We start from the raw sequence: 19253 nt of genomic DNA, 5'->3' as shown, positions 1-19253 counted from the left end.
ACACGATCCCCATTTGAGGTGAGCCTAAGCTATCTTAATGATCATGAACAGTCGTACGACGACAGTCGAGCCGCCGCTCGAGGCCGGACGACGCGGGCCTACGGTGTCTGAAATACTCGTGCGCCGAAGAGTTTCGCTGGTCTTCAGTGCGCTGGCCGCGATTCTCGGCGCGCTTGCGGGCCTGATTCCCTTCGTGGTGGTCTATCTGGTTGCAGTGGATCTCTTCGTTTCCGAAGTGCCGCGCACCGACCGCATCACGAGCCTGGTGGTGCTGGCAGCAGCGGGGGTGGCCGCGAAAGTTGTTCTGCGAGCTGTCGCGAACTGGCTGTCGCACGTGACCGCGTACCGTGCGCTGGCCGACCTACGACTCGAACTCGCCGACCGTATCGATCGGATGCCGTTGGCGAGAGCCAGGTCCCGCAGCGCCGGCGAGCTCAAGAAGGTTGTGCAGGATGATGTCGAGCAGCTCGAGCTCGGGTTGTCGCATGCCATCCCGGATATTGCCTCCTCCATTGCCGTCCCACTCGCCACTTTGGGTGTGATGTTCTGGATCGACTGGCGAATGGGACTTGCGGCGGTCGCGATCGTCGTGTGCGTCGTCGCGTGTATTGCCTGGGCGGTGGGGCGCAGCGCCGATCTCGCTCCCCGGGAATCCGAAATCGCCACCGCCCTGAATGTATCGGTTGTTTCATTTGTCCGAGGGATCCGCGTGATCCGCGGGTTCGTCCGGCCCACGAGTTCGTTCGTCGACGTCGAGCGCGCGGTTACCGACAGCGAGGCGATCGAGAATCTCAAGACGTCCAGGGGCCGGGTCGGGGCGGTCTCCGCGACAGCGTTCGCGTCGATCAGCGTCCTGTTCCTGCTCCCACTCGGGCTCTATCTCGTCCACACCGGATCGCTCGACGTCGCCGAACTAGTGTTCTTCCTGCTGGTCGGTGTGGGATTCGCGCAGCCTCTGATGAGCCTGACACTCAGCGTGGCCGTCCTGCAGTACCAGGTGGAAGCGGGGCTGAAGAACATCGGAGCGATTCTTGCGGAGGAAGATCTGCCACGAGCCGAGCACCCGCGCTCACCGGAAGGCAGCCGAATCGAACTCGCCGACGTCCGCTTCGCCTACGGCGACAACACGGTCCTCGACGGCATCGATCTCACGATCGAACCCGGAACATCGGTCGCCCTGGTGGGTGGCAGCGGCGCCGGCAAGACGACGCTCCTGCGGTTGCTCGCCCGTTTCGCCGACGTGACCGGCGGCGAGGTCCGACTCGGTGGTGTCGACCTGCGAGACATCGACCCGATCGAACTGGCCGGGCTCGTGGCATTCGTCCAGCAGGACGACTACGTCTTCGACGACACCGTGACCGAGAACATCCGATTGGCCAGGCCGGGTGCCACCGACGACGAAGTGCACGAGGCTGCCCGACGCGCGCGCGTGACGGAGTTTCTTCCCGACCTCGAAGACGGTTGGGACACGCGACTCGGAGCCGGCGGTGGCCGGCTCTCCGGTGGCCAGCGTCAACGCATTTCGATTGCTCGTGCGTTCTTGAAGGATGCCCCGGTGGTCCTTCTCGACGAAGCCACCGCGTTCCTCGATGCGGAGAACGAGCAGGCCGTCGTCCGCGCTCTGGCGGACCTCGCCGAGGGTCGTACGGTCGTCACCGTCGCGCACCGCCTCGGGTCGATCACCGGATACGACCGCATCCTCCTCCTCGATGCGGGGCGCATCGCGGCTGCCGGCACGCACACCGAACTGCTTGCCTCGAGCGAGGGCTACCGGTCGCTGTGGGAGGACTATCGCGCAGTCGACGGATGGCGCCTGGAGCCGGCCGACGACGCCGACGACGACCCGACGGCGCATACATCTCGGTCTGCCGTGCTGCCTGCTGATACAGAGGAGCAGGACTCCAGCGATGCGGACCGCACCCCCGCTGTCGCGGATCTCGCTGCGAAAGGTCCGGTGGCGCAATGGTTCGCAATGCTCGGCCACCACCGCTCGACCTTCTTCCGGCGGGGCCTTTGGCGCGTGCTTCTCGAAGGCGCACTCACGAGCGCCCCGATGCTCGTGGTGTTCATCGCGTTGTTCACAGCCCTCGACGGACCTGTCGAGACCTCCGACGTCCTCACCCTCAGCAGTGCTCTGCTCGTTCTGTTCATCGCGCGTGTCGTCATCGGTGTGGATGTCGCCCGGGTCTGGTGGCCGGTGACGCAACGCGCGATCGCCGACCTGCGACGATCGGTCCTGCACCGGCTGCGTCGCGTGCCACTCGGGGCCTTCGACCGGATGGATGCGGGCCGTACCTCGACCTTGGTCGTCTCCGATCTCGCCCTCGTCGATTTCGTCAACCTGCCGGGCAAACTCGTGGTCGCCGTCGTACAACCGGTACTCGCAACGATCGTGCTCGCCGTCCTCGACTGGAGACTCGCTGTTGCGGCGTTGATCGGTGTCCCGGTGTTCCTCGGACTGCTCGTGGTTGCAGACCGGGCCCAGAGCGCGATCAGCACCGACGTCACCGATGCCCGCCGGGAAGCGAACACGGCACTGCTCGAGTTCGTGCGCGGCGCCGCGGTCCTGCGCGCGTTCCCCGATGCACCCCAGGCAGTCCGCTATCGCAGCGCAGTCGAGCGCCTGCGTCGTTCGAGCGTGGGGATGGCGGTGCGCACGAGCCCGCTGACTGCGGTGGCGACCGTGGTGCTGGAACTCGGCTTCGTCGCCCTCCTGTGGCTCGGAAGTTCCTTGTTCCTCGGCGGTGAGGTCGCTGCGACGACACTGTTGCTCTTCCTGGTGATCGCACTCAATCTGTACCGGCCGCTGCAGGAACTGTTGGAGCTGAGTACGTATCGGCATCAGCAGGATCGGATCGCCGAGCAACTCGGTGGCGTGTGGGACATCGATGAACTTCCAGAACCCACCGAACCGACACCCATGTCCGGCACCGACGTCGAATTCCGCGACGTGCGGTTCTCCTACAACGACGACGAAGCCCTGCGGGGTGTGTCGTTCCGGGCCGAATCGGGAAAGGTGACTGCTCTCGTCGGGCCGTCCGGCGCAGGCAAGTCCACGGTCGCGGATCTCGTCGCACGGTTCTGGGATGTCGATTCGGGTTCGATCCGTATCGGTGGAGCCGACCTGCGCGAGGTGACCGAGGACGATCTGCGTCGCACCGTCACGACCGTGTACCAAGAGGTCTACCTGTTTCCCGATACCATCCGCTCCAACCTCACGATCGGTGCGCCCGACGCGACGGACGAGCAGGTGTGGTCGGCCCTCGAATCCGCGCAGGCCGCGGACTTCGTCCGAGCACTACCGGACGGGCTGGACGCCGTGCTGGCGGAAGCCGGCGACGACCTGTCCGGCGGTCAGCGGCAGCGACTTTCGATTGCTCGCGCGCTCCTGCGCGACCCCGACGTCCTGTTGCTCGACGAAGCGGTCGCCTCGATCGACCCGGCCACCGAACGTCGTATCCAGGTCGCGTTGTCGCACCTCGTGGCGGGACGCACGGTACTCGTCGTCGCGCATCGGCTCGACACGATCCGCGGTGCGGACCGCATCGTCGTTCTCGACGGCGGTGGCGTCGACGGAGTGGGCACGCACGACGAACTACTCGAGTCGAGTGCGGTGTACCGGCGTCTGTGGGATGCCCACGAGGTTGCCCACGCGGTCACCGGCTGATGAACGACCGTGTCCACCGTCCCAGGGCTCAGTACCTCGGACGGTGGTCACGGTCGTGTCCGGAGTCGGCTACGCGCCGGTCCAGACGGGAGCACGCTTCTCGGCGAATGCTTTCGCGCCTTCCTGGGCGTCGTTCGACGCGAACACCGGGTCGATGAACTTGCGCTGCGCGACGAACGCGTCGGGGTCGGTGTACTTCGCAGACATCGCCACGACCTGCTTGGTGGCCTTCACTGCGAGCGGCCCGTTGGCGGCGACACGTGCGGCGAGTTCCTTCGCGACGGTCAGCGCCTCGCCGGGCTCGGTGACCCGGTTGACGAGACCGTGCTGGAAGGCGACCTCGGCGGTGAGCGGGTCGCCGGTGATGGCCATCTCCATTGCCAGCGGGTACGGGAGGATCTTCGGCAGCCGCAGTAGACCGCCGGCTGCAGCAGCGAGGCCGCGCTTGACCTCGGGAATGCCGAACTTCGCTTCGCGTGACGCGACGATCAGGTCGGCGGACAGTGCAAGTTCGCAACCGCCGGCGAGTGCCCAACCTTCGACCGCAGCGATCAGCGGCTTCGTGGGTGGAGCTTCGGTGATTCCGCCGAATCCGCGGCCGGGGATCGACGGACGTTCACCGCGCGAGAACGCCTTGAGATCCATGCCGGCGCAGAAAGTTCCGCCGGCACCGGTGAGAATGCCGATGGTCAGGTCGGGGCGTGCCTCGAATTCGTCCATCGCGGCGGCGAGGGCCTCGGACACCTCGAGGGTGACGGCGTTCTTGGCCTCGGGGCGATTGAGGGTGAAGACGGCGATGCCGTCGGCGAACTCGGTGAGAACAACGCTCATGTCAGCTTTTCCTTCGCTACTGGTCGGCGGTGGGGGTGGCGAGACTCCATCGAGAAGGAGTTCCTCCATCAGAGAGAATGACATTTCTGTCGGCAAGAACGATGAGGTGGGCCTGTGTCTCGCGGACGGCGAGGCGGAGCAGCCTCGGATCCATCGCGTCGATCGGCCGAGACCACGTGATGCGTGTGGTGATCTCCCACGCCGTCGACTCGGGGTGTGCGTCGACGGCGCAACGGATCTCTTCGAGGCGGTCGTCGTGGTGTGCCATCAGTTCTCGTGCCCGGTCGGTGACACCACGGAATCGGTACTCGTGGGCGGGGAGCACCTCGCAGTCCGGCAGCATGGTGGTCGCGTGCAGCGACAACAGGTAGCGATTCAGCGGGGAGTCGAGTTCACCCGGGCCCGACGAGATGTTGGGGCTGATGCGCGGGAGCATGTGGTCGCCGCTGAACAGCAGGTCGTTGTCGCGGTCGACGAACGCGAGATGGCCCGGTGTGTGCCCGGGGGTCCACACCGCTTCGATGTTCCATCCGGGTAGATCGAGGCGGTCGCCGCCCTCGAGGACGACGTCGGCGGAGGTGCCGGGAGGGAAGCGGACGAGATCGAAGCGGGGTGCCTCGACGACCTCGGGTGGCGCGCCGAGGTCCGTCAGGTCCACCCGCCACGCCTCGATGTCGGCTGCGGCGTCCGCCGGGGTGAAGTGTCCGAGCGCGGTCGCCTCGGCGGCGTGCATTGCGATCGCGGCGCCCGTGGTCTCTCGCAGTCGCGGGGCGAGGCCGAAGTGGTCGGGGTGCAGATGGGTGATGGCCGCGTACCGCACATCGGTGACGTGGTGACCCGTCGACGCGATGCCGTCGACGAGCGCTTGCCAGGACTCCTCGGTGTCCATGCCGGGATCGATCAGCGCCAGCCCGGTATCCAGAGCGAGCGCATAGCAGAGCACGTAGCGCAGGGGGTTGTGCGGCATCGGGACGGGAATCGACCACAGCCCGGGCCGGACCTCCTCGACAGGAGGTAGTCGGTTCGCTGCCCACGCTTCTCGCTGGACGATGCCGATGTCTTCGGTGATGATCATGGTGTCGAGCCCTCCCGATGCCCGAGGGTGTCGCGCAGGGTGCGCTTGAGGATCTTGCCGCTCGCGTTGCGCGGCAATTCCCCGACGATGTGGATGCGTTGCGGTTTCTTGTACGACGCGAGCCGCTCGGTCGTGAACGCGACGAGTTCGCGTTCTGTCGGTACTTCGACGCCGTCGACCAGGCGTACTACGGCGGTGACGGCCTCGCCCCAGCGTTCGTCGGGCAGACCGACCACGGCGACCTCCGCGACGGCGGGGTGTTCGGCGAGTGCGGCCTCGACCTCGACGGGGTACACGTTCTCCCCACCGGTGATGATCATGTCCTTCACGCGGTCGGTGACGAAGAGGTAGCCGTTCTCGTCGATGTGCCCGGCGTCGCCTGTGCGCAGAAATCCGTCGTCGGTGCACAGTGCGGCTGTCTCGGCGTCGCGCTGCCAGTACCCCGTGACGTTGTTGCGCGACCGCGACACGATCTCGCCGGTCTCTCCTTGTGGCAGCACTTCTCCGGTGACGATGTCGCGGATCTGTACCTCGGTACCCGGAAGTGGCGTCCCCGCAGACCGCAGCAGGTGGGTCCGCGGCCCACGCGGGTCATGGTCGTCGGCACGCAGAGCGGTGAGTGCCCCCATCGTCTCGGTCATTCCGTAGCGCTGCACGAGCCTGCAATGCAGAGTGTCCATGGTCCGCTCGAGTAGCGCCGGAGTGATCGGGGACGCTCCGTAGGCCATGATTTCGAGACTGGACAGGTCGTACTCGTCGAGGTCGGGGAGTTCGAGGAGCATCCCGATCGCGGAGGGCACGAGGAAGGCATGGGTGACTCCGTACTCGGCGATGGCCGCTGCCACCTGTGCTGGGCGCATCTCGCCGAGCAGGATCACGTGCAGCCCGGCCGACAGGGACGTACTGAGCCATCCGCTGCCGGCGATGTGGAACAGGGGCAGCGCATCCAGCGACACCGACTCGTTCCCGAACTCGTAGAGCTCGAGGCCTTCGGGGGTGTTGTAGATGTTGCGATGGACAGCCACAACACCTTTCGGCTTGCCGGTGGTGCCGGAGGTGTAGAGCTGGAGGAGTGCGGTCTCGGGGTCGTCGCCCAGGCCCGGATCGGTGTCGGTACCCGAGGCGACGAGCTGACCCCATGTATTGGCGCCGCCCGGAGCCGAATCACCGACGACGATGATGCGCACGTCCGGCAGTGCTGCGGCGACGGCGTGGGCAGCGTCGGCGAAGTCCGCCTCGACGATGAGCACGCCGATCTGCGCGTCCGTTGCGATCCATGCGATCTCGTCAGGGGTGAGTCGCCAGTTGATCGGGGTGAAGACGAGCCCGGCCTTCGTGCAACCGACGAGTGCCGCCGCGCCGGGCAGACCCATACGGAGTAGCGCACCGATCCGGCCCGACGGCGACGCCAGTGCGGCGAGGGCCGTGGCCACTTTGTTGGTGTACGTGTCGAACTCCGCGTAGGTGAGGGTCGCGCCTTCTGCCGTGACTGCAGGTGCCGAGGGCTGGGAGATCGCCAGCTGCCGAATGCGGTTGGGAAGGTGCAGTTCGCTCACAAGCCACTCCTGATCGACGTCTGTCCGCGCGGACTACCGGTCCGGGGGATCCCAGTCGATCACGGGTGTGACGGCGGCGACAAAGTCCTGCGGCCGCATCCAGCGATAGGGCAAACCTATGTGCGTCGGTCGGTGGTGTGGGGGCCGCCGATGACGGACGCGACGAGGCTGTGCACAGCGTGGGCGAGCCGTTCGGTCTGACCGGCCCGGATGTGTTGCAGGATCACGTCGGGGTTGAGGGCGCCGAGGAGCAGGCGACCGAGGACGGTCGCGTCGACGTCAGGACGTGTTTCCGCCAGAAGCGTCGCGATGTGTCGCGCCCAGAACACATTGATCTCGTCCTCCTGCACTTCCCTGGTGGAGTTGTCGTACGCGATCATGAGCTCGACATTGTCGACGATGAGCTGGAACATCGCGTCGAAATACGCAAGGAGCCGCTCGGGGGCGGGTGCCCCCGGACCGAGCGGTGGCTCCCCTTCGGTCACGGCGTCGCGGAGCGCCAGGGCGCGTTCCCGCACGAGTTCTCTCATCAGACCTGCGCGAGATCCGAAGCGGTGGAAGATCGTGCCTTTGCCGACTCCTGCTGCTGCCGCGATCTGGTCGATGGACACATGCTCGGAGCCGTGGGCGGCGAGGAGGGCGTCGGCGGCGTCGAGGATTGCGCGACGGTTCCGCGCTGCGTCGCTCCGCTCTTTTCTCGGTTGTTCGTCCAGCATCGCAGAGCCCTCCGTTGACAAGTTGACCGGCGGTCCATATCTTCGGTTGTAGTCGAATTGGACCACCGGTCATGTTATCGGGTGTGGCCCGAGGGATTGCATTGCACAAGCGCTACCTGTCGGAAGGATCTGTACATGTCTCACTTTCCGAAACCCGAGGAAGGCAGCTGGACCGAGCACTACGCCATCGACACTGCGCCGATGTCGTACGAGGACTCGATCAGCCCCGAACACTACGAGCTCGAACGCGAGGCAATTTTCAAGCGCTCGTGGATCAATGTCGGTCGTACAAACCAACTTCGGAATGACCAACACCGCTACACGCAGGACATCGTGATCGCAGAGGTCACCGTCCTCGTCACCGAAGGCACCGACGGGAAGGTATCGGCCTTCCAGTTCCCGATCGGTGAAGACCCATCCACCGCCGACCTCACCTCCATTCAGGTCGACGTGTGGGAAGGGTTCATCTTCGTCAACCTCGACAACTCGAACACGAACCCGCTACGCGAGAGCCTGGGCAAGTTCGCGGCCGGCCTCGAAGGGTTCCCGTTCGGCGAATTCACCCAACGGTTCACATACCGGTCGGATGTGGGAAGCAACTGGAAGCTCTACATCGACGCGTTCGCCGAGTTCTACCACGCTCCCGTGCTCCACTCGAAGCAGTACGTGGCGGAGGAAGCGCAGAAACTCCAGGGCTACGGGTTCGAAGCCCTGCACTACGACGTGGACGGCCCGCACGGAATGGTGTCGTCGTGGGGCGGGATGGCGCCCCCGAAGGACCCATCGATGGTCAAGCCCACAGAACGCATCCTGCGCAGCGGCAACTTCGGGCCGTGGGACAAACCCGACATCCCCGGGCTCGCCGATCTCCCCACCGGCCTCAACCCTGCTCGACATCCCTCGTGGGGCCTCGACTCCTACGTGTTCTTCCCGAACTTCATGCTCGTCGTGTGGGAGCCGGGTTGGTTCCTGACCTACCACTACTGGCCGACCGCGTACAACCGCCACACTTTCGAAGGCACGATGTACATGGCGCCGCCGCGCAACGCCACCGACCGCTTGCGTCAGGAGATCGCTGCCGTCACGTTCAAGGAATTCGCACTTCAGGATTCCAACACGCTCGAAGCGACCCAGAAGATGCTCGAAACCCGTGTGGTGAAAGAATTCCCGCTGTGCGATCAGGAGATCCTCCTGCGCCACCTCCACACGTCTGCACAGCGCATCGTCGACGACTACGTCGAGACTCGCCAACCCGCGACCAGCTCGGCCGGATAGGAAGTGAAAGACGTTATGACACAGTTGCTTCCCGCAGAATTTTCCGACCTCGAGCCGTGGGTCGACTGGGCGCTGCCCACCGAGGCACAGCGCTACGGCCGGCGTCTCGAGAGCACCATGCCCGAACTGCAGGCTTTCTACGATGCGGCGCTCCCCCGGCTCGCCGATGCCGCAGCGTATCTCGACACGTTCGACCTCGAAAACCTGCCCGAGGACGCCACCCGGCTGCTGCACGTCTGCTATTCGTTGATCAACATCTCGTTCCCCATCGAGGCTTGGCATCAAGCTCGCGTGCCCGATACGGGGGCTGCAACCATGGATGCGGTGCTCGAACCGGTTCCATGACACAGTGCGTACCGCCGCCCGGCGGTACGCACCGCCTCCGGTTCCTCTCAGCTGATCTCGAGCTCACCCATACGTGCCCACTCGACACCCGGGATCTCCATGTTGAGGATGCGCGGTGTCTCGGTCAGGGCCGGACGCATCGCCTCGAGTCCCTTCTTGAAATGATCGGACCCGACGTGCGCGGCCCCGGCGTCGCCGTCGCGGAACGCCTCCACAAGAACGAACTCGCTCGGATCGTCCACACTGCGTGACCAGTCGAACCACAGATTTCCCGGCTCGGCGAGGGCCCCGCCGAACCACATCACGCCCGACGGGCTCGTCTACCGCATGATCCGAGGCTTCGGGGTCGTGTTCTAGGTAGATGCGCGTTCGCGGGTGTGCACACCCTTGCGCTCCAATTCGGCCGCAATGTCATTGCGGGTGAACACCGGCCCGACCGTCGCGAACGTGCCCAGCAGCGGGACCGCGGTGTGGACGACGGTCTCGTCGTAGATCTGGATCAGGTTGTACCCGCCACCGCCGTCAGCGCCGCGCTGAGCGTCTGCAGGTGCCGACAGGTCGCCCGAATAAGCGACGGAAGTTGCGGTGGACACCGGGATCCCGGCGAACATGCCGGACACTGTGCAATGCAGGTGGCCCGACACGATGGTCCGCATATCCGTGCCGCGGACCGCATCGGCGAGCCGCCACTGCTCGCACAGTTCCCACAACACGGCGCGTTCGGATGTGACGGGAAGCGGCGGATGGTGGATCACGAGGAGGGTGCCGTGCTCGGCGGGAGACGAAAGCTCGCCGGCGAGCCACTGCGCCTGCTCGGCGGTCACCTCGCCACGAGACTTGCCGGGGATGCTCGAATCCAGGCAGATCACGCGCAGGCCGTGCACGTCGTGGACGATATCGATCGGCTCGGTCGTGGGTGCCTCATCGAGGAGGTTCTCACGGAACGCGGCCCGGTCGTCGTGGTTGCCCATCGCCCACAGGACAGGCGCGCCGAGAGCAGCGGCGGCGGGCTCCACCAGTTCCCGCAGACGTCGGTACGCCCCGGGATCGCCGGCATCGGTCAGATCGCCGGTCATGAGCAGAGTGTCGACGGGTACGCCCGTGGCAGCGACGGTGTCGAGGACGTCTGCCAGTTTCTGCTCGCAATCCACAACCCCGTGCAGCGGGGCGGACCCCGCGGTGAAGCGCGTGTCGCTGATCTGGACGAGCGTGTGGGTGGGGCGGGGATACTCTGCGATCCGGAACGTCTCGGTCATGAAGTCAGTCAACGCCGCACGTACTGCGCACCGCCGTACAGCAGGTTGCGTGCGGGTGACCGGAGACCGAATCTGCCGGTGGGGTGGTCAGACTGCCCCGAGCGTGGTGATCACGCGCTGCAGCAGGACCGCGTCGACGGGGACAACATCGGGCGTGAAGGTCCAGTCGCTTCCGGTCCACGGGTCCGCAAAATGCCCATCGGCGCTCGACGGCAGATGCTGGGATTGCTCGAGCAGTATCTGATAAGCCGGGTCCTCGACCACCGTGTCGGCTGCGCCGGCGATCACGATCGAAATATGCTGCGCACCGGGGAGTTGGGTAAGTCGGATGACCTGCATGAGGTCGTCGCTGCTGTACCCGTGGGGCACGCCGGCGAGCACGAGCACACGCGGTTCCACGTGCGCCGCAGCCGGGTCGGTGGACATCGCGAGGGTCGCCAGATCGGCGCTGTCGGCCAGTCCTTTCAGTTTGGATGCGACACCGCCGATGTCGAGGACGGGCGGACCGGCGAGTACGGGAGCGGTCAATGCCCGCAGTTCTAAGAGAGCTCCGGCAGTATCGACGATGTCGATACGCGCACCGGGCTGTGCGGCGAGCAGACGCAGTGCGAGTGCTGTGACAACCTGTTGTGTTGCTGAGTCGTCGCCGTCGATCCACAGTGGCCGGCGCATCGGCAACGGCACACACAGCGGCACCTGGAGACTTCCGCGTTCGGGTGCCGACAGCTCACCGACCCGGATTCCGTCACTCTGCGTGCGCAGGGTGTTCCAGGCCGGAGATGCCCACGACGCCAACGACGCATGCAGTGCGGCGTCGATTGCACGGAGTTCGTCGGTGAGCCGTGCGGTGTCCTCATGGTGCCGTTGCTCTGCGGCAGCGTTCAATTCCGCACACCTCCGGTGTGCCAGTGCGCGTGCGGCTTCGGCTGCGGCACCGGTGCGGGTCGCGGGATCGGCGACGGCCGCGGAGAGTTCGTCGTCGAGGCGGTGCTGGGCGTACTCGTGGGCCGACACGTAGGCCGCGGCGGATCGTGCGGCGTCCTCGAAGATCTTCCACAACCACTCGAACGACGGTGTGACACCGCTCGGGACGGCGGAGGGTTGGGGTTCAGGTTGCGATGGTTGCTCCACCGGCGCGGGGCCGTCGTCGACTTCGATACCGTGCGCGATGAACATCTCGCCGAGGCCAGCTGCGTAGCCCTGTCCGAGCGCCCGAAGTTTCCAGTTTCCATTGTGCGGGTAGAGCTCCCAGCACAACAGCGCCGTTTCGGCACCGGACGGATCCATCTCGAACGTGGCGAGAGACGTACCCGAAGGATCTGTCAGCGTCGTGGAAACAGCGACGGGCGAAGCCGTGCCCGCCGCGCACAGCACGCGAGCGCCCGCGCGCAGAGCGTCCACCTCGACGACGATCGCGTTGCCGTCGAGTCGAACGCCCTGCGTCCGGGGCTGGTTGTAGAACACCACATCGTCCGACGATGCGACCTGCAGGCGGTCGTCGACCACGAACGCACACAGGTCGACCGGAACGGCGGCAGAGACCGTGAAGCGGACGGTCCGGGCTGTCAGCGGAGCGTTCTGCCCCGCAGAGAACACTCCGTTCACGGTTACGAGACCAGGAAGCGGCCGAGCTGCGGCGCCGCCTCGCCCGGGTGCTTGGCCTGGATTCCTTCACCGATGGCCTGCAGTTTCCATTCGCCGCCCTGGCGGTACACCTTCGCCATGACCATGCCGGTGAACGGCATGCCGCCCTGCAACGTGTAGCGGGCAAGCTCGTCGTTGGTGGTGCCGTCGACGAGGCGGCAGAACGCATTCTGGATCTGCTCGAACGTATGACCCTTGTACGAGGTGACGATGAACATCACCGTGTTGATGTGCGGGGGGATACGAGTGAGATCGACGAGGACCACTTCGTCATCACCTGCGCCCTCACCGGTCAGGTTGTCGCCCTGGTGCTGGATCGACCCGTCCTTCGACGTGAGCTGTCCGTAGTAGGCGACATCGACGATGTTCTGGTCGGCGAACATCACCGCCGACGCATCGAGGTCGATGTTCGGTGCGCGGTTGCCGAACAGCCCCCGCTTCTCGACGGGATCCCAGCCGAGGCCCATCCGCAGGAACGTCAGCGCGACGCCGCCGTCCTTGCGGAGCGTGACCTTCTGGCCCTTGACCAGGCTGACGGGGCGGCTCTTCGTCAGGCTCACCTCGGGAGGACCCGCAGGCGCGGGAGGTGCCTGGTTGAACTGTTGCTGCGGGGGCGCCTGGTTGAAAGGCTGCGCGGGGGGCGGCGGAGCAACGGGCCGAGCCGGAGCCGGCGGTGCGGCGGGAGCAGCCGGTGCAGGCGCATCGTCGACGGAGACGCCGTGATCGGTCACGAGCGCCGCGAACCCACCCGCGTACCCCTGCCCTACGGCGCGGACCTTCCACGAACCCTGGCGGCGGTACAGCTCGAGGGCGATCACGATGGACTCGCTGCTCAGACCCTCGATCCGGTACTCGTACAGCACGGTGCCGTTCGTGTCGGACACCCGCGCCGTGGGCGGAGCGAAGCGCCCGAAGTTGCTCGACGCGTCGTCGAGGGTGATGACTGCGCGGACCTGCTCGATGTCGGCCGGCACCGCACCCAGCGACACTGCCAGCGACGCGGCCTGCCCGGGCGCGCCCGGCACAAGGTTCACGCCGGGGCCCGTGGGCTGATTGAAGAACACGAAGTCGGCGTCGGATCGGACCTTGCCGTCGGCCTTGACCAACAGCGCAGACAGGTCTGCCGGTGTCGTCAGTTCCAGGGAAACGACGACGTCGTTTGCGCTGAGGGGGCCGTTCTGGCCTTTGGCGAGCGAGCTGGACAAATCGAGGTCCTCACTGTGTCGGCGGTAGGTGGACGGTTGGGATCACTTTACGAAGCCACCGGCACGGAGGCCGATCGGGTGAACCAGTCGAGAATTTCTTCACCCGCCGCGATGCCCTGCTGTTCCGTGATCGTGAGCGTCGGATGCTGCCAATCGAGGGACTCGAGTTCGCCGTGTCGCGGGCGGATGGCCGCGTCGGCGGAGGCGAGCATCTCGGCGTCGAGTGCGCCGTCGCCGGCTGCGAACACCGGGGAGCCAGGGGCGAGCAGTCCCGCGTCGGTGAGCCGTCGGTGCACCTCGGCGACCGCGCGGCTCTTGCACACCGGATCGGGCATCGTGTAGATCTTGCGGCCCTGCTGTGAGGCGTTCCAGCCGTGTGCGGTGCACCATGCGCTCCAGTCGCTCATGAAGCCGCGGGGCTGCGAGGCGGCATCGACGACGAGATAGCAGAACAGGTCCTCGGCGATCCGGAACTTCGACACCCACTCGTCCGAGATGCGTCGCCGCAGCTCGGTGGTGACGTCGTCGAGGCTCGCGGAGGACGCACGCACCGCGTCGTCGATGCTGTGCCGCCAGCTCGCATCGGCTTCACCGTCGACGAGGATCGCGCCCCCGTTGCTTGTGATCGCATAGGGCCACGGCCCTCCGGGGAGATCGATCCGGTTGAACTGGGCAGGTGTGCGGGTGGTGGTGGGTACCACGGGAAGCGCAGAGGCGAGACCGCGCAACCTGATTGCCGCGGCCTCCGACACATACGACAGCGGCACGCCCTCGTAGTACTCGACGCACAGGAGCCCGCCCTCGGCGAACCGGTCCTCCCCCATCGCACCGCGCGAGTAGATCATGGTGCGGTCGAGGTCGGTGGCGATGAGTGCGGTGGCCGGTGAGCTCGGGGTGTTCGTCAAGGCATGTCCTTGATCAGGCCCATGCACGAATAGGCGAGGTCGGGTACTTCCACGACGGGTACATCCCGAGCCGCAGCAAGCATCCGGATGTGGGTGTGTTCGTCCGCATGGATGTCGCGCACGAGCACCTTCCACGGCACGCGCCGCAGGAGCACACGTGTGGTTTCACCAACGCCGGGCTTGACGAAGTTGACGCTCGAGATACCGAACTGGGCGCGGATCCGCTCGACCGATTCCCAACCGGACCAGGTGGGTTCGCGGTCGGAGTCGAGGATTGTCCGGGCCTGTGCAACGGCGGCCCCGCGATCCCCGAACTCGGCGGTCACGGTGTCGAGGAGGATTCCGGATACGTCGTCGCCGGCGAGTTCGACGTAGAACTTGGCGCCGTGGAACTCGCCCGGTGCGATGAAATCGTCGTTGAGCACGGTGCGCGACACAAGACCGGACACGGTCGAGTTCAGGCAGGCCGACGCGATGAGGAAATCGTCGCGGGTGCCGAACGTGCGTACACAGTGTCCTGGGTCGGCGAGTACTGCGAGATCGCTCGACAGGGTGGGGCCGCCGGAGGCGCCGTACTCGGCGAGCGCTGCCGCGAGTTCCCGTGCGATGGCGCCCTTGCCGGTCCAGCCGTCGACGAACACCACGGACTTCGGGTCGTGCTGCTCCGTTATGTAATCGAGTGCTGCCCTGTCGATTCCACGTCCGCGTACGATCGAGACCGCGTAGTGCGGGAGGTCGAGGTCGTGGTGTTGCTGCGCCCAGCGTCGGATCAGGATCCCGATCGGGGTACCGGCCCGGGCCAGCGATACGAGCGTGAGATCGGTTCCGCGTTCGGCAAGCAGCAGTTCGGTGACGGTGCCGACGGCCTGCGCGAGGCGGGGTGCGGTAGTAGCGAGGGCCTTGTCGAACAGTTCCCGGTACGCGGCGTCGGGTTGGTATTCGACGGGGAGTGACTCGGCGTAGTGGGCGAGACCGGCCTGGATCCGTGCTTCGCGCTCGGCGATGCCGCCTTCTAGGTCCAGGTGCGAGAGGTCTTTGAGGAGCCAGCGCACTTCGTCGGCTGCGTACGACCCGAAATCGGGTCCGGTCAACGGTGTGGTCACTTGTTTTCCTCCCTGGGGCGGCCTGCCCTGGATTCGCGCAGCGTCAGCGGGTCCGTGGACGGCACGACGGCGACGAGCACATCCTCACCCGCGGCCGTGAGCACGTCGAGCACACCTCCGGGCGCACGCAAGCGGTCGGTGTCGGCCGGGCTGTCGATCACCAGGATCAGTTCGGGTCGCGAGCAGGCGCCGGCCCACCGCGCGTTGTACAGGAATCGGGGCGCCTCAGGCTCGAGATCGGACGCGATGTATTCCGGTGCAGCAAAGGTGAATCCACGCCGGAGGGGGTACCCGGGAACGTCGAGGACATACGCCGGGGATCGGGTTGTCGTCTGGAACCGCGTCGGTGTTCCACGCGAGGCGAGTGAGTTCGCGAGCCGCAGCGGTAGGTACATCAGCTCTTCGTGACCGATCACGATGGCCGGACGGGTGGCATCGCGTACACCCGCAAGTGCGTCGGTGGCGGCCTCGACGGCGGCATCGAATCCCGCGACGTCGGAGTTCAGTACCCCGTGGCGTCCGCCGTCGGGAACATGACCCGGCCACGGCAACGACACGAAGCGGGCTTCTCCCCGATGCGGCGAAACCGGATTCAGTTCCGGATCCGGTAGCGCCGTCACGCGCTCGGTCAGCCCGTCGGGGATCTCCGTGTGTCCACCGGCAAGACTCACGTGATCGATGCGGGCACCGAGTTCGGTGGCGGCAGCAACAGTGAGGAGTCGATACTCGTCCGAGCGCATATCGACCAGGGACGCCACGACGTAGTGCGCCCGCGGCTGCTGGCGGTGCAGTGCCCGGATCGCGTCGAGCGCTGTCGCGCCGGTGGAGATCTCGTCGTCCACGAGAACCAGCGGCGCCGGGTTCGCGAAGAGTTCGGGCGACGTGGGTTGCAGCAGGTGCGACGTCGCGTGCGAGTGGCCTTCTTCGAAGCCGGCGAAGACGTCGGCGCCGGGGACGTGCCGCCGCGTGGAGTGCAGATAGCAGGCGGCCCCGATCGCATCGGCGACGCAATGTCCCAGTCCCGTTGCCGTTTCTGCGAACCCGAGTATCACCGCGTCGGCGACATCCGGTCCGAGTGTCTCCGCGACGAGCTGCCCGAGCCGGTGGCCCGCGCCCAGCACCGTCGCGGGGTCGGTGGGCAGGTGCTTGCCGAGTACCGTCGAGACCAGCAGGTGCGCGCGCCGCGGATTGCGGCGCAGGCCGGGCTCGACCAGCTCTGGCACGGTGTACCCCGTCGACGTGGTGTCGTGGTGCAGGGCCAGCCCGAATTCCTCTGTTGCCCACATGGGCTGCAGCGTGTTGGTCACCGGACCACCAGAGCGGTCAGCAGGTCCACGAACGAGACTCCCTTGTTGGTGACCCCGAACACCGACGCGCGCACCAGGGTCTGTTGTGCCCACGTGCGGTGCGGTCGGCGTTCGTTCATCTTGTTTCCGTACCCGGACGCGCGCACCCCGCCGGTGTCGGCATCGAGAATGTCCACGGCGTCGTGGTACTCCTCGTGGGTCACCGCAGACAGCGCATGCACTGCGGCGACGTGCGACGGGTGGATGACGGTCTTGCCCTGGATGCCGTTGGCGCGGTCGAGTGCGATCTCGCGTAACAACCCGTCCAGGTCGCGGCTGACGAGTTGCTGTCGGAACAGCACGGCGTCGTGCTCCTCGAACGGGGTGGCGCGCAGCATCGGACGGAACATGCGTTCGTGGTCGGCGAAGTACTCCCAGACCGGGCCGGTGATGAGAAATCCGGTGCCGTCGGTGCGGCCGAGGTAGTTGACGATGGTGGCGATCACGTCGACGACGACGCGCACGTCGTAGATGGTCAGGTCGCGGTCGCGCCGGATGCCGAAGGTCGCGCACATGTCGGTCGCGCCGACCCGCACGGCCAGTACATGGGGTCGATATTCGGCGAGCAGCTGCGAGATGGCACGCAGTTCTTCGTCGCGGGTCTCGCGGTGCACGACCGAGGCGGATTCGATGACCGGCATCGCGTACAGGTGCTTGCGGAGCAGTTCGGATGCGCGGGTGACCGCGTCGAGGAATTCGCGGCCGAAGCCGGAGGTGAACTTGGGCAGCACGAACCCGGTGAGGACCCGCACACCTTCGCCGAGGGCGGCCGCGATGCGGTTGATGCCGTCGGGGGTTCGGACGCGGACGAACAGGAGCATCGGGGCGTCGCCCTGTGCTGCGAGCTCGTCGAGGGTTGCGACGGCGTTGCTCAGGCCCTGCTCGACTTCGTCGTCGGCGACGGCGTCTTCGAGATCGAGGACCATCGACGTGACGCCCTCGGCGGCCCGGCGCAGGACCGTCGCGGTCAGGTTGCCGCGTGTCGCGGGCACATACAGCGTGGCACCCAATGCGACCGCGAGGCGATCGCGGTCATCGCCGTCCCCGAACGGCTGCGGCACCTGGAAGAACAACCTGTCGAGCGTGGTTCGATCCAGGTGCCGGAAGTGACGCATGGTCTGCGTCCTCGTGTAGGTTGCCCCCGTCATTGGCCGTCGGCCCGTCCTCTCATTCGATCCACCACCCCGGCGATGAAATCCGATACCGCATCGAGATCGCGCACGTAGGCCCAGTAGTCCGGGTGGACTCCGGTGAGCGCGTCGACGGCTCTGTCGATTCGGTCCAGTTGGGCATCGAGAACCGACCCCCACTCTGCAGTCAGATCACGTTGTACGGCAAGGAGCTGCGCGTCACGCAGCCGGAACCGTACTTCGTCGACCTTGGCCTCCGGATTCTTCCGGACGGCACGCAATGCCGCCAGTCGTTCGGTGACGGAATCGACCAGTTCCTCGGCGGCAGCGAGATCGATGCGGACTTCCGTGGCGAGATCGAGTGCGAGCTCGGGCCGAGCGTCGTCCGCGGCTCGGCGTGCTTCGTCGAGGCGTGCACCGGCGCGTTCGAGGAGTACCTCGGCCTGTTGTGCGTTGCCGGACAGGTCGGCCGAGCTTGCGGCGTTGAATTCACGCAGCAAAGCCGAAAAAGCTGGGGGAAGGCCCTCTGTTCTGGTGCGCACCGCGTTGAGTCGGGTGGTGACCGACGCCACGGTGTTGCGCGCTTCACTCTGGCGCCCAGGTGCGTCGGTCAGGGCCTGCCGCAGAACCTTCGTGGCTTCCTCGACCTTGTGCGCTCCCGTGCGCAAGGCGCCGGTGCCGCGAGCGGAGTCCAGGGAACGCAGTTCGATCTCGAGGGCTTCGACGGCGGCGCGTACCGACCGATAGTGCGCGAACGGTGCACGTTCGGGAGCCTGCAGTGCCTCGAGTGCAACGTGGGCATCGGCCCGAACTCGATGTGCGAGTTGAGGAACCGTCTGGGCGAGCGCGGACATGTGTTCGAGGTGCCCACGGTTGTTCTCGTAGAATTCATCGAGAATTCTTGTTGCGTCACCTATTCGGCGAATGGCCTGTTCGTAGTCGGCGGTGGACGCCAATTCCTGGTCGGGTTCGGTGTGTGCGAGCTGCAGATACCCCTCGGCTGCGCGATAGCAGGTCTGCCGGATCGGTTCCCACTGTCGGAGCAGATTCCGCTCTGGAGCGAGCTCATGAGATTCGGCAACGCCCGCCTCGGCGACCGACTGACGTCGATCCATGTCGAGGAACGCGGCCACCATCGCGTCATGGGCACGACGAGCCGCGGGGTCTTCGGAGTGCCCGCCGCCGAAGAGGCGGCGCGT

16 protein-coding genes are annotated in these 19253 nt (G+C 66.2%); 3 read left to right on the top strand and 13 right to left on the bottom strand.

All coding sequences use genetic code 11. From position 1 onward, the window contains the following. The first annotated feature begins 43 nt into the window (after positions 1-43). The gene (locus tag EV641_RS26975) at positions 44-3667 is read left to right on the top strand and encodes an ABC transporter ATP-binding protein (protein ID WP_158289220.1); all 3624 of its coding nucleotides are present in this window, start codon (positions 44-46) and stop codon (positions 3665-3667) included. Positions 3668-3736: 69 nt separating this feature from the next. Here the strand turns inward: EV641_RS26975 and EV641_RS26970 are convergent, their stop codons facing one another. From EV641_RS26970 to EV641_RS26955, 4 genes are all read right to left on the bottom strand, one after another. Further along, the gene (locus EV641_RS26970; RefSeq protein WP_054718091.1) at positions 3737-4498 is read right to left on the bottom strand and encodes a crotonase/enoyl-CoA hydratase family protein; all 762 of its coding nucleotides are present in this window, start codon (positions 4496-4498) and stop codon (positions 3737-3739) included. Between the two features lie 16 nt (positions 4499-4514). Continuing rightward, complete coding sequence (locus EV641_RS26965; RefSeq protein ID WP_132476246.1) at positions 4515-5573, bottom strand: MBL fold metallo-hydrolase; 1059 nt, start codon at positions 5571-5573, stop codon at positions 4515-4517. Beyond that, a complete protein-coding gene (locus EV641_RS26960) occupies positions 5570-7129 on the bottom strand; it encodes a long-chain-fatty-acid--CoA ligase (protein WP_054716728.1) in 1560 nt (519 codons plus the stop codon). The genes EV641_RS26965 and EV641_RS26960 overlap by 4 nt, the downstream gene beginning before the upstream one ends. 116 nt (positions 7130-7245) lie before the next feature. Then, entirely contained in the window at positions 7246-7845 is a 600-nt protein-coding gene (locus EV641_RS26955; protein WP_132476243.1) for a TetR/AcrR family transcriptional regulator, read from the bottom strand. Between the two features lie 135 nt (positions 7846-7980). On the opposite strand from EV641_RS26955, the gene EV641_RS26950 reads away from it, so the two are divergent. Further along, the gene (locus tag EV641_RS26950; protein ID WP_132476240.1) at positions 7981-9120 is read left to right on the top strand and encodes an SRPBCC family protein; all 1140 of its coding nucleotides are present in this window, start codon (positions 7981-7983) and stop codon (positions 9118-9120) included. A 15-nt stretch (positions 9121-9135) separates the two neighbouring features. Then, a complete protein-coding gene (locus tag EV641_RS26945) occupies positions 9136-9465 on the top strand; it encodes a hypothetical protein (protein WP_132476237.1) in 330 nt (109 codons plus the stop codon). 47 nt (positions 9466-9512) lie between these two features. Here EV641_RS26945 and EV641_RS26940 read toward each other — a convergent pair whose 3' ends face one another. The 9 genes from EV641_RS26940 to EV641_RS26900 form a co-directional block, all read right to left on the bottom strand. Continuing rightward, a complete protein-coding gene (locus tag EV641_RS26940; RefSeq protein WP_132476335.1) occupies positions 9513-9767 on the bottom strand; it encodes a putative quinol monooxygenase in 255 nt (84 codons plus the stop codon). Between the two features lie 51 nt (positions 9768-9818). After that, positions 9819-10721: a metallophosphoesterase gene (locus tag EV641_RS26935; protein ID WP_132476234.1), complete on the bottom strand. Its 903-nt coding sequence runs from the start codon at positions 10719-10721 to the stop codon at positions 9819-9821. 87 nt (positions 10722-10808) lie between these two features. After that, positions 10809-12326 carry a TerD family protein gene (locus tag EV641_RS26930; protein WP_132476231.1) on the bottom strand — a complete coding sequence of 506 codons (1518 nt, stop codon included), beginning with the start codon at positions 12324-12326 and terminating at the stop codon, positions 10809-10811. Positions 12327-12328: 2 nt separating this feature from the next. Beyond that, the gene (locus EV641_RS26925) at positions 12329-13570 is read right to left on the bottom strand and encodes a TerD family protein (protein ID WP_132476228.1); all 1242 of its coding nucleotides are present in this window, start codon (positions 13568-13570) and stop codon (positions 12329-12331) included. A 47-nt stretch (positions 13571-13617) separates the two neighbouring features. Continuing rightward, entirely contained in the window at positions 13618-14415 is a 798-nt protein-coding gene (locus EV641_RS26920; protein ID WP_132476333.1) for an HAD family hydrolase, read from the bottom strand. A 56-nt stretch (positions 14416-14471) separates the two neighbouring features. After that, positions 14472-15578, bottom strand: coding sequence for a cysteine protease StiP family protein (locus tag EV641_RS26915; protein WP_054719959.1), 1107 nt, complete (start codon positions 15576-15578; stop codon positions 14472-14474). Next, positions 15575-16864, bottom strand: coding sequence for a phosphoribosyltransferase family protein (locus EV641_RS26910; protein WP_132476330.1), 1290 nt, complete (start codon positions 16862-16864; stop codon positions 15575-15577). Before EV641_RS26910 ends, EV641_RS26915 begins: the two co-directional genes overlap by 4 nt. A gap of 17 nt (positions 16865-16881) precedes the next feature. Beyond that, positions 16882-18039: an HpcH/HpaI aldolase/citrate lyase family protein gene (locus EV641_RS26905; protein WP_132476225.1), complete on the bottom strand. Its 1158-nt coding sequence runs from the start codon at positions 18037-18039 to the stop codon at positions 16882-16884. Between the two features lie 29 nt (positions 18040-18068). Beyond that, entirely contained in the window at positions 18069-19190 is a 1122-nt protein-coding gene (locus EV641_RS26900) for a hypothetical protein (RefSeq protein WP_054713401.1), read from the bottom strand. Positions 19191-19253: the final 63 nt, after the last annotated feature.

Origin of the sequence: Rhodococcus sp. SMB37, from assembly GCF_004345605.1 — a bacterium.
Taxonomy (GTDB): Bacteria; Actinomycetota; Actinomycetes; order Mycobacteriales; family Mycobacteriaceae; genus Rhodococcus.
This window is presented reverse-complemented; position numbering and strand designations above follow the sequence as displayed.